An 11223-nucleotide genomic window follows, 5' to 3' on the forward strand; every position below is an offset into this window, starting at 1 on the left:
CTGGTGGCGTCCGCCGCGGCGGACGCCACCAGAGGGCGCCGTTGGGTCGTCGGCCCCCGCCGATCCGGGCCGACCGGACCGGGCGGAGGGGTCACTTGAGGGGGTCGGCCTGCGCGGCGGACTCGTCCGCGGCCGGCTCCGCCGCGCGCGGGCCGGCCGGCCCCTTCGCCGGGAGGTGTCCGCCGGCGGGCTCGTGCCGGCCGCGCAGCGCCGAGGCGAGCGCGGAGACCAGGGCCATGGCCGCGGCGACACCGAAGACGATGGTCAGTCCGTGGTGGAAGGGCCCGGAGACCAGTTCGGGGAAGAAGGCGTGGCCGGTCAGGACCGCGCGCTGAGCGGCGGTCAGATGGTCGAGCACGTCGCTCGAACCGAGCAGGTGCCCGATGGGGTTGTCGCCCAGGAACGTCGCGAACAGGGTGCTCACCGGGGGCAGCGAGGCGATCTGCTGCGCGGTCCCGGCGGGTACCCCGTGCGCCTGGAGGCCGCCGCCGAGCGCCTTCGGCAGCGACGACGCAAGGCCGGAGACCATCAGGGAGAAGAAGACGCCGATGGACAGGGCCGTACCCGAGTTCTGGAACGTGGAGCGCATGCCCGAGGCCACGCCCCGGTACTCGGGCGGCACGCTGCCCATGATCGACGACGTGTTGGGCGAGGAGAACATGCCCTGGCCGAGACCGCTGAGCAGCAACAGCGCGGCGAACGTGCCGTAGTCGAAGTTCACCGGCAGCACCAGCAGGCCGACGAACGAGCCCGCCACCAGGACCAGGCCCGCCGTGGAGAACAGCCGGGCGCCGAACCGGTCCGACAGATAGCCGGAGATCGGACCGGCGATCAGGAAGCCGATCGTCAGCGGCAGCATGAAGATGCCCGCCCACAGCGGGGTGTCCTCGAAGTCGTAGCCGTGCAGCGGCAGCCAGATGCCCTGCAACCAGATGATCAGCATGAACTGCAGCCCGCCGCGGGCGATCGCGGTGAGCAGGGCCGCCACGTTGCCCGCGGCGAACGCCCGTACCTTGAACAGCGAGAGCCGGAACATGGGCTCGGCGACCCTCGTCTCGACGACGCAGAACAGCAGCAGCAGGAAGACGCCGCCGAACAGGCCCGCCAGCACCCAGGGGTTGCCCCAGCCGGTCGCGCTGCCGCCGTAGGGCTGGATGCCGTAGGTGATGCCCGCGAGCAGGATGCCCGCGCCGCCGGCGAAGGTGAGGTTGCCCAGCCAGTCCACCCGGCCGCGCCTGCCGGACGCGGTCTCCCGCAGGCTCAGGTAGGACCAGATGGTGCCGGTGACGCTCACCGGGACGCTGACCCAGAACACCGCCCGCCAGTCGACGACCGCGAGCAGCCCGCCGGCCAGCAGGCCGAGGAACTGGCCGGCGAGCGCGGTGATCTGGTTGATGCCCAGCGCCATGCCGCGCTGCCGGGCGGGGAAGGCGTCGGTGAGGATGGCGGCCGAGTTGGCCGTGAGCATCGAACCGCCGAATGCCTGCACGATCCGCCACAGGATCAGCCACAGGGCTCCCGCGCCGGCCCGGAACGGATCGAGGGACAGTGCGACGGAGGCACAGGCGAAGATCAGGAAGCCGAGGTTGTAGATCCGCACCCGGCCGAACATGTCGCCGAGCCGGCCGAGGACGACGACCAGCACCGCGGAGACCAGGAGATAGCCGAGGATCATCCACAGCAGATAGCTGATGTTGCCCGCGGCGAGCGGGTCGAGGCCGATCCCGCGGAAGATCGCGGGCAACGAGATGATCACTATGGAGGCGTCCATCGTGGCGATCAGGACGCCCAGGGTGGTGTTGGAGAGGGCGACCCATTTGTAGCCGGGCCCCGGCGGGGTGTTCCGGGTGCGGCCGAGCCGGGCCAGGGGTCCGCCGCGCCGGGCGCCGTCCATGGGTGCCGGGCCCGTGGCCGGACGGCTGCCCCGGGGTTCGGCGTGCCCGCTCACAGCCGTTCCGCCAGCCGGTCGAGGAGCGGCAGGGTTTCGTGGAGCAGCCGCCGCTCGTCCGGGGTGAACTCGTCGAGGGCGCGGGTCAGCCGCCCCACGGACTCGGAGCGTCGCTCCGCCAGCACGGAGCGGCCCTCGTCGGTGATCGACACGATGGCGCGGCGCCCGTCGGCCGCGTCGGGGGCCCGGTGGACCATGCCGCGCTGTTCCAGCGCGGCCAGCGTGGCCGCCATCGCCTGCGGCCGGACGCGTTCCAGTTCGGCGAGCGTGCCGGGTGAGTCGGGGCCGGCGGCGTTGAGGCGGGCCAGGACGGAGACCCCGGAGAGCGAGACGTCGCCCACGGCGTGCGCCTGGCGCAGCCGCCGGGTGATCCGCGCCACGGCCAGCCGCAGCGCGGCGGCGAGTCCGGCGGTGTCCTCTGGGGCGCCGCGGTGCCCGCGGCCGGTGTCCTCCTCGTTCATGATGAGTAAGTGTAGGTTTATCAGTCTGGACTGTTCAACCAATTGTAAGTAATCCACGGAGGGCGACGCCGCCCGCCGCCGTACGCGGACGGCGGCGGGCGGAGCGAGCGGCTCAGGCCAGTTCGACCAGGAGGTCGCCGCCCTCGACCTGCTGGATCCGGTTGATGGCCAGCCGGGTCACCCGGCCCGCCTTCGGCGCGGTGATCGCGGCTTCCATCTTCATCGCCTCGATGGTCGCCACCGTCGCCCCGGCCGCCACTTCCTCGCCCTCGACGACCGCGAGCGTCACCACGCCCGCGAACGGCGCCGCCACCTGGCCGGGATCGGCGCGGTCGGCCTTCTCCGTGACCGGTACGTCCGAGGCCGCCGCCCGGTCGCGCACCTGGATCGGCCGCAGCTGGCCGTTGAGACTGGCCATCACGGTGCGCATGCCGCGCTCGTCGGCGTTGCCGATCGCCTGCAACTCGATCAGCAGCCGGACCCCGGGCTCCAGGTCGACGGCGTACTCCGTGCCGGGGCGCAGCCCGTAGAAGAAGTCCTTGCTGTCCAGCACGCCGGTGTCGCCGAAGGTCTGCCGGTGGGCCTCGAACTCCCGTGCCGGGCCGGCGAACAGCAGCCGGTTGAGCGTGCTGCGCCGGGACTTCTCCAGGCCCTCGCGGTCCTCGTCGGTCAGCTCCCGCGGGGGCCGCGCCTCGGCCCGGCCCCGGAGCGCCTTGCTGCGGAAGGGCTCCGGCCAGCCGCCGGGCGGGGTGCCCAGTTCCCCGCGCAGGAAGCCGATGACGGAGTCGGGGATGTCGTACCGGTCCGGGGTGGCCTCGAAGTCCTCGGGCCGCACGTCCGCGCCGACCAGGTGCAGGGCGAGGTCGCCGACGACCTTGGAGGAGGGGGTGACCTTGACCAGCCGGCCCAGGATCCGGTCGGCGGCGGCGTACATGGCCTCGATGTCCTCGAACCGGTCGCCCAGGCCGAGCGCCACGGCCTGGGTGCGCAGGTTGGACAGCTGACCGCCGGGGATCTCGTGGTGGTAGACGCGTCCGGTGGGCGAGGCGAGGCCCGCCTCGAAGGGGGCGTAGATGCGGCGGACGCTCTCCCAGTACGGCTCCAGGTCCCCGACGGCCTGGAGGTCCAGGCCGGAGGGCCGCTCGGAGTGGTCGGTGGCGGCGACGATCGCCGACAGCGACGGCTGCGAGGTGGTGCCCGCCATCGACGCCACCGCCCCGTCCACCGCGTCCGCGCCCGCCCGGACCGCCGCCAGGTAGGTGCCGAGCTGGCCGCCCGCCGTGTCATGGGTGTGCAGATGGACCGGCAGGCCGAACTCGCGGCGCAGCGCCGTGACCAGGGTGGCCGCGGCCGGGGCACGCAGCAGGCCCGCCATGTCCTTGACGGCCAGGACATGGGCGCCCGCGGCGACGATCTGCTCGGCCAGCCGCAGGTAGTAGTCGAGGGTGTACAGCCGCTCGGACGGGTCGGAGAGATCGGCCGTGTAGCAGAGGGCGACCTCGGCGACCGCCGTGCCGGTCTCGCGCACGGCGTCGATAGCCGGCCGCATCTGGCCGACGTCGTTGAGCGCGTCGAAGATACGGAAGATGTCGACGCCGGTGGCGGCGGCCTCCTGCACGAAGGCGTCGGTCACCTCGGTCGGGTACGGCGTGTAGCCGACGGTGTTGCGGCCGCGCAGCAGCATCTGGAGGCAGATGTTGGGCACGGCCTCGCGCAGGGCGGCCAGCCGCTCCCAGGGGTCCTCGGCGAGGAAGCGCAGCGCGACGTCGTAGGTGGCGCCGCCCCAGCACTCCAGGGACAGCAGCTGGGGCAGGGTGCGGGCGACGACGGGGGCGACCGCGAGGAGGTCCTTGGTCCGCACCCGGGTGGCGAGCAGCGACTGGTGGGCGTCGCGGAAGGTGGTGTCGGTGACGGCGAGCGCCGGGGACTCGCGCAGCCACCGGGCGAAGCCCTCGGGGCCGAGCGAGACCAGCCGTTGCCGGGAACCGGCGGGCGGCTCGCCCGCGGGCAGCGGGGGCAGCTTGGTGACCGGGTCGATCAGGTCGGGCCGGTCTCCGTGCGGCTTGTTCACCGTGACGTCGGCGAGGTAGGTGAGCAGCTTGGTGCCGCGGTCGGCCGAGGAGCGGGCGGTCATCAGGTGCGGGCGTTCCTCGATGAACGACGTCGTCACCCGTCCGGCCTGGAAGTCCGGGTCGTCCAGGACGGCTTGGAGGAAGGGGATGTTGGTGGCCACACCGCGGATGCGGAACTCGGCGACGGCGCGTCGGGCCCGAACGATCGCGGCCTTCAGGTCCCGGCCCCGGCAGGTGAGTTTGACCAGCATCGAGTCGAAGTGCGCGCTGATCTCGGTACCGGCGTGGGTGGTGCCGCCGTCGAGGCGGATGCCCGAACCGCCCGGCGAGCGGTACGCGCTGATCCGGCCGGTGTCCGGGCGGAAGCCGTTGGCCGGGTCCTCGGTGGTGATGCGGCACTGGAGCGCGGCGCCGCGCAGGGTCACGGTGTCCTGCGAGAGTCCCAGGTCCGCGAGGGTCTCCCCGGCGGCGATCCGCATCTGGGCCTGGACCAGGTCGACGTCGGTGACCTCCTCGGTCACCGTGTGCTCGACCTGGATGCGCGGATTCATCTCGATGAAGACGTGGTGGCCGGCCCGGTCGAGCAGGAACTCGACGGTGCCGGCGTTGCGGTAGCCGATCTCCCGGGCGAAGCGCACGGCGTCGGCGCAGATCCGCTCCCGCAGCCCGGGATCCAGGTTGGGCGCGGGCGCGAGTTCGATGACCTTCTGGTGACGGCGCTGCACCGAGCAGTCACGTTCGAAGAGGTGCATGACGCCGCCCTCGCCGTCGGCGAGGATCTGCACCTCGATGTGGCGCGGGTCGACGACCGCCTTCTCCAGGAAGACCGTGGGGTCGCCGAACGCGGACGCCGCCTCCCGGGACGCCGCCTCGATGGCCTCGCGCAGCTGGGACGGTTCCGCGACCCGGCGCATCCCCCGCCCGCCGCCGCCCGCCACCGCCTTCACGAACACCGGGAAACCGACGTCCCCGGCGGCCCGGAGCAGCTCGTCGACGTCGGTGGAGGGAGCCGAGGAGCCCAGCACGGGCACGCCGGCCGCGCGGGCTGCGGCCACGGCACGCGCCTTGTTCCCGGTCAGTTCGAGCGTGTCCGCACCGGGCCCGACGAAGGTGATGCCCGCCTCTTCGCAGGCGCGGGCGAGTTCCGGGTTCTCGGACAGGAAGCCGTAGCCGGGGTACACCGCGTCGGCGCCCGCCCGGCGGGCCGCGGCCACGATCTCCTCGACCGAGAGGTACGCCCGTACGGGATGCCCGGGTACGCCGATCTCGTAAGCCTCGTCCGCCTTGAGCCGGTGCAGTGAATTGCGGTCCTCGTGCGGGAACACGGCGACCGTGCGCGCCCCCAGTTCGTAAGCGGCGCGGAATGCGCGAATCGCGATCTCACCACGGTTGGCGACCAGAACCTTGCGGAACATCATCGACCCCTTCGGCCTGTCTGCAACAGACACCATCGTGTCGGCCGCTCCCCTGCCGTGCCATGCGGCCACGTTAGGGGCGTACCGACACCCTCTGAAGGCGGCGAACATCACATTGACAGCCCCGGACCGCCTCGCAGCCGCCCGCGCGGCCTCGTGGCGGGCCCCGTCCGGCCGGGTGTCAGGTCCGGCCGGACGGGGCGGGGAGCCGCGGGTCGTCCGCTTCCGCCGGATGAGCCTGGGCGAGGTCGCGTTCGAGGTCGCGTTCGAGGTCGTCGAGGGCACGGCGGGCGGTCGCGATGCGTTGTGCGAGCTGCCGGTGCTCCTGCGGGCCGCCGGGGACCTGACGCGGGGCGGGCGGCTCGTCCCGCTCCAGTTCGCGGGCCTCTTCGAGCGAGGTGAGGACCACTCCGATCAGCACGTTGACCAGGACGAAGGAGGCCAGCAGGACATAGGAGGCGTAGTAGAGGAGACTCCAGCGGGACACCTCCAGGCCGGCCCGGACGGCATCCCCGATGCCGTCCAGAGTCATCAGCAGGAAGAGGGTGAGGACCGCCCGGCCGGCGGAGCCGTAGTGCTCGGGGTCGAAGCCGCCGAAGAAGACCCAGCCGACCATGGCGTACACGTACAGCAGCAGGGCTCCGACGAGCAGGAAGCTCAGCGTGCCGGGCAGGCTGCGGCCCACCGCGACCAGCACGATGCGCAGTTGGGGCAGGAACCGCGCGGTGCGCAGCACCCGGGCCAGCCGCAGCAGCCGCAGCACGGTGGTGTTCTCACGGACGGCGGGCAGGAAGGCGCAGACCACCACCGCCAGGTCGAAGACGTTCCACGGGTCCTTCCAGAACTCCCGCGGGCGGTCCGCGTGGGCCGCCAGGCGCAGCAGGATCTCGACGGTGAAGGCGGCCAGGCAGACGTGTTCGGCGAGCTTCAGCCAGTGCCGCCAGTCGGTGACGAGCCCAGGGTACGTCTCCACGCCCAGCAGGGCCGCGTTCGCCAGGATCACCGCGAAGACGGTGAGGGCGAACCAGCGGGCGTCCGTGACGGCTCGGCAACGTCGTGCCAGTTCGTGCCGGGCGGACAGCGGCGCTCGCCCGGCCCCGTGGTGGTACTGGTCCGGCAGGTCCGGCATGGTGCTGCTTCCGCTCCTTCGCGCGGGCCGCTCGCGCGGCCGGCCGCGCCCGACGGCACGGCTGTCGAGTGATCCGAGTGATCACCTTCAGGAGAGATTTCTACAGCACTGTAGAGAGCGAGTGGAGACCGGTGTGCGGGCCGTGGCCGGGTCGACGCCGACCAGGAGTTCGGCGGTCCGTCCGGCCCCGGCCGGACGTCACCCCTGGGTGTCCGCGTCGGCCTCGGGCGGCCGCGGTCCCTCGGCCGCTTTCCCGGCGAGGTCGGCGATGAGGCGGGCCCCCGTCACCGTCGGGTGTCCTTGTACGCGCTCCAGCGGTCGAAGGTCTCCGCCGCGGCCTCGGCGAAGGAGCCGGGCAGTCCGGCTTCCCGCCAGGCCCGCGCGATCTCCCGCATCTCCGGCTCCCAGCGCCATGCCCGCGGCCCCGCTCCGGCCAGGACGTCCGGTTGAGCCAACGGGGTGCCGGGCAATTGGTGCGCGGCCAGGTCCAGGAGTTCGTCCAGGACGCCGTGGCCGTCGGCGAGGGCGCAGGCATGGGCGGCGAGGGCGTACGAGATCTTGTTGTAGGCGGCGAAGGCCAGCTTGAGCGCCGACGCCCGCCCGACCGGCCCGGCCAGCGTGACCGGGGTGAGGAAGGTCCCCTCGAACAGGGCCGAGACACATGCGACCGCCTCCGTGTCGCCGGACAGGTACAGCCGGGTGGTCCCGGCCCGGCGGGGCGGCGGGCCGGTGATCCCGCCGTCCACCACCGTGGCGGTGCCGCCCCGGAACGCGGCGACGATCTCCGCCATCAGTTGGGGGCTGACCGCGTTGGCATCGGCGTAGACACCGCTGAATCCGGTGGCCGCCACCTGCCGCGCCACCTCGCCCGCCGCCGCGGGCGGGCACACGCTGAGCAGCACCTGACTCGCCGCGGCGAGTTCCGCCAGGCTGCCGGCCGCCCGCAGACCGGCCTCGGCTGCGCGCTCGCGGGTGGCCGCCGACCGCCCCTCGGACACCCAGCGGACCGTCGCACCCGCGGCGACGGCCTGCGCCGCCACCCGCGCCCCCATGGCGCCGGGGTGCACGATCCCCACGTCCCGTCCCCTGTCTCGCTGAGCCATGCGGGGACCCTAACCCCGTGACCGCCGGCCCATCGAGTCAGCGGCCGTCATCGAGGCGTACGGGGCTCGGGCGGAGGAGCAGCAACAGTCGTACGGGGCACAGCCGCCGGGACGGCAGCAGTCGCGCGGGGCACAGCCGCCGGGACGGCACCGGCCGTACGGGACCCGGCCGAAGGGCCCGACCTCACCAGCCGTACGGGGCTCGGCCGCCGGGCCGGCGCGGGCCCGGCCGTGCGGACGATCGCCGTCAGGGGGCGTCGCCGTGCCAGTCGTAGCGGCGGCCGTCCGGCGGACGGGGCGTGTACAGGGACCGCCCGCCCGAGCCGTAGCGGCCCATCTCGGTCAGCAGCGCCACCTGCTCGCCCGGCGTCCGGCCGGGCCGGCCGGTGACGTCAAGGAGCAGCCCGTCCAGCGGGCCGCCGACCAGTTCCGCGTAGGCGCGGCCGGGCCGGGGGCCCGCGTCGTCGTGGTCCGCCCCGTAGACCCGCCCGCGCATGAACTCCTGCTCATCCATGGTGTGCAGGGTCGCACCCGGCACTGACATCGACGCTGATGCTCAGGTTCGGGTGGTCGCGACCCGGGACGGACACCGACCGACGCCCTGCCGGGCATCAGCCGGCCGTGCCTGCGGTCGGGAACGGCCATCCCACCCCGACGCCACAAGACGCGCCGGTCAAGATACCGGACATATCAGCATAAAACGTGTGTTATTCATTCATGCACAAACCTTCGCGGCGTACCTTGCTCACCGCCTCGGTCGCGGCCGTCGGCTCGGGACTCCTGTCGGCCTGCACCGGAAACGGCTCGCATCCGCAGTCCCGACCAGAAGCCGGCGCGCCCGCCAAGGTCGACGGCCACGGCTTCGTCCCCCCGGGACCCAAGGGGTATGTGGACCCCTCCGGTCCCGAGGTGCACGCCGCCGAGCGCAAACGCGGCTCCGGCCCCGTGCGCCGGTTCGAGTTGACCGCTTCCGAGACGACGGTGGACCTGGACGGGCGAAGAGTCCGCACCTGGGCCTTCGGTGACGAACTGCCCGGCCCGCTGGTCCGTGTCACCGCGGGCGACGTCCTCAGCCTCAGACTCGCCAACCATCTGCCCGCCGAGACCACGCTCCATTCGCACGGTGTGCGCATGCGCTGCGACATGGACGGCGTGCCGAGCCTGACCCAGGACGCCATCGCGCCCGGCGGGGACTTCCTCTACCGCTTCACCGTCAGCCACCCCGGCACCTATCTGCTGCACTCCCACTCCGGCATGCAGCCGGACCGCGGCCTGTACGCGCCGTTCATCGTGGACGACCCGAAGGAGCCGCTGCACTACGACAAGGAATGGCTCATCGTCCTCGACGACTGGGTCGACGGCGTCAGCGGCTCCACCCCGGACGGCGTCCTCAGCCAACTACGGCACGGCAAGGTCATGTCCATGGACGGCATGGGCATGGACAAGGGGATGGGCATGGGCTCCGGTGCCAGTCACGGCGCCTCCGCCCCGCCGCCTGCCGCGGCCGGCCCGAAGTCGAAGGGACCGTCCCGCATCCTGAACGGCACGCGCAGCCGCATCCTGCACAGCGTGGGCGGCAACGTCGCCTACCCCCACTACCTCGCCAACGGCCGGCTCCCCGGCAATCCGTCGGTGTTCCGGGCCCGCCCCGGCGAACGCATCCGGGTGCGCATCATCAACGCCGGCTCGGACACCGCCTTCCGGGTCGCCCTCGGGGGCCACCGGATGACCGTCACCCACACCGACGGCTATCCCGTCGAGCACACGAAGACCGACGCCCTGATCCTCGGCATGGCGGAACGCTACGACGTGCTGATCACGGCGAAGGACGGCGTCTTCCCGTTCATGGCGATCGCCGAGGGCAAGAACGGCAAGGCCATGGCGCTGCTGCGCACCAGCGCCAAGGCGTCCGCGCCCCGGGGCGAGGTGCACCCGTCCGAACTCGACCGCGAACTCGTGCCGGCCCGCCGGATGGACCCCCACGAGTCCGTCGCCCTGGCCCGGCGCAAGCCCGACCGGATCCTGCGGATCCGGCTCACCGGCAACATGAAGGACTACAGCTGGGGCTTCGACCACAAGCCCTACGCGGTCACCCAGCGCCACGCGATCCGGCAGGGCGAGCGCGTCCGCCTCATCCTCATCAACGCGACCGACATGTGGCACCCGTTGCACCTGCACGGCCACACGTTCGCCGTGGGCGGCCTCAACGGCGTGGGCGCCCGCAAGGACACCTCGATCGTCCTTCCGCACCGCAAGCTGGTCGCCGACTTCGACGCCGACAACCCCGGGCTGTGGATGCTGCACTGCCACAACCAGTACCACTCCGAGTCGGGCATGATGACCATCCTGGGCTACCGCAAGTAACTCCAGGCCGGTGCGGGCCGTTCCGGACGTTCCGCACCGGCCGCGCGCGAGCGCGCACTCCGCCTGCGGACCGGGCTCGCCGGCGACACCCGCGCACCGCCCGCCGCAGGCCCTCGCATCGTGCGAGTGGTGGATCTCCCTCGACGGTCGTAGCGTCGATGCAGAGGCAGCTGCGCCCGAGGCAGCGCGGTGTCGCGTGGCCGCGAGTGCGCAGCAAGGCTGGCGGGAGCGACTATGCGCAATCCAGTGCGGTGTACGGCGATCATGCTCTCGGTGGGCGTGCTGCTCGCGGGAGGCATCACCTCGGCTGCGGCAGCTCCGTCGGCGACGGCGCCGACCGGCCACCCGGCCCGGCAGAGTGCGACACCCGTCCTCGTGGACTGCTCCTTCAACTCCGACGTACGTCCCGGCGACTTCATCCTCGCCTGCGGTGACGGCAACAGCCGCCTCACCGCACTGCGCTGGTCGCACTGGGGCCAGAACTCGGCGACGGCCGAAGGCGTCAACCTCGTGAACGACTGCAAGCCGTACTGCGCGGCGGGCACGTTCCGCGAGTATCCGGTCACCGTCCGGCTCGACCACCCGAAACAGTGGCAGAAGAATCCGGAGCTGAACCACTACACCCGGATCGTCCTCACCTTCTCCGACTCCCGCCCGGCAGGACAGGAGCAGGTGACGACGATGTCCCTGTGGAACTGACCTCGGCCGCCGCGCCGCCCCGGTCCTGGCAC

General features: G+C 72.5%; 8 protein-coding genes. 2 read left to right on the forward strand and 6 right to left on the reverse strand.

Annotated elements, in window-relative coordinates; genetic code table 11:
• Positions 1-91: 91 nt before the first annotated feature.
• From ACFC09_RS45240 to ACFC09_RS45265, 6 genes are all read right to left on the reverse strand, one after another.
• Positions 92-1894: an MFS transporter gene (locus ACFC09_RS45240; protein WP_376538928.1), complete on the reverse strand. Its 1803-nt coding sequence runs from the start codon at positions 1892-1894 to the stop codon at positions 92-94.
• 50 nt (positions 1895-1944) lie between these two features.
• The gene (locus ACFC09_RS45245; RefSeq protein ID WP_376538916.1) at positions 1945-2409 is read right to left on the reverse strand and encodes a MarR family winged helix-turn-helix transcriptional regulator; all 465 of its coding nucleotides are present in this window, start codon (positions 2407-2409) and stop codon (positions 1945-1947) included.
• Between the two features lie 112 nt (positions 2410-2521).
• Entirely contained in the window at positions 2522-5896 is a 3375-nt protein-coding gene (locus ACFC09_RS45250) for a pyruvate carboxylase (protein WP_376538930.1), read from the reverse strand.
• A gap of 181 nt (positions 5897-6077) precedes the next feature.
• Complete coding sequence (locus ACFC09_RS45255; RefSeq protein ID WP_376538918.1) at positions 6078-7025, reverse strand: ion transporter; 948 nt, start codon at positions 7023-7025, stop codon at positions 6078-6080.
• A 284-nt stretch (positions 7026-7309) separates the two neighbouring features.
• Positions 7310-8128, reverse strand: coding sequence for a DUF1932 domain-containing protein (locus ACFC09_RS45260; RefSeq protein WP_376538920.1), 819 nt, complete (start codon positions 8126-8128; stop codon positions 7310-7312).
• 247 nt (positions 8129-8375) lie between these two features.
• Positions 8376-8642, reverse strand: a complete 267-nt coding sequence (locus ACFC09_RS45265) for a hypothetical protein (protein ID WP_376538922.1) — start codon at positions 8640-8642, stop codon at positions 8376-8378.
• Between the two features lie 203 nt (positions 8643-8845).
• Between ACFC09_RS45265 and ACFC09_RS45270 the strand changes: the two genes are divergently transcribed.
• Entirely contained in the window at positions 8846-10492 is a 1647-nt protein-coding gene (locus ACFC09_RS45270) for a multicopper oxidase family protein (RefSeq protein WP_376538924.1), read from the forward strand.
• Between the two features lie 234 nt (positions 10493-10726).
• Positions 10727-11191: a hypothetical protein gene (locus ACFC09_RS45275; protein ID WP_376538926.1), complete on the forward strand. Its 465-nt coding sequence runs from the start codon at positions 10727-10729 to the stop codon at positions 11189-11191.
• The last annotated feature ends 32 nt before the right edge of the window (positions 11192-11223 follow it).

Origin of the sequence: Streptomyces sp. NPDC056161, assembly GCF_042268025.1 — a bacterium.
In the GTDB taxonomy this organism is placed as follows: Bacteria; Actinomycetota; Actinomycetes; order Streptomycetales; family Streptomycetaceae; genus Streptomyces.

Bases quoted from the DNA above. Each gene is read 5' to 3' on its own strand.
- ACFC09_RS45255 (WP_376538918.1), bottom strand. From the start codon at position 7,025: ATGCCGGACCTGCCGGACCAGTACCACCACGGGGCCGGGCGAGCGCCG.
- ACFC09_RS45260 (WP_376538920.1), bottom strand. From the start codon at position 8,128: ATGGCTCAGCGAGACAGGGGACGGGACGTGGGGATCGTGCACCCCGGC.
- ACFC09_RS45270 (WP_376538924.1), top strand. From the start codon at position 8,846: ATGCACAAACCTTCGCGGCGTACCTTGCTCACCGCCTCGGTCGCGGCC.
- ACFC09_RS45250 (WP_376538930.1), bottom strand. From the start codon at position 5,896: ATGTTCCGCAAGGTTCTGGTCGCCAACCGTGGTGAGATCGCGATTCGC.
- ACFC09_RS45245 (WP_376538916.1), bottom strand. From the start codon at position 2,409: ATGAACGAGGAGGACACCGGCCGCGGGCACCGCGGCGCCCCAGAGGAC.
- ACFC09_RS45265 (WP_376538922.1), bottom strand. From the start codon at position 8,642: ATGGATGAGCAGGAGTTCATGCGCGGGCGGGTCTACGGGGCGGACCAC.
- ACFC09_RS45240 (WP_376538928.1), bottom strand. From the start codon at position 1,894: ATGGACGGCGCCCGGCGCGGCGGACCCCTGGCCCGGCTCGGCCGCACC.
- ACFC09_RS45275 (WP_376538926.1), top strand. From the start codon at position 10,727: ATGCGCAATCCAGTGCGGTGTACGGCGATCATGCTCTCGGTGGGCGTG.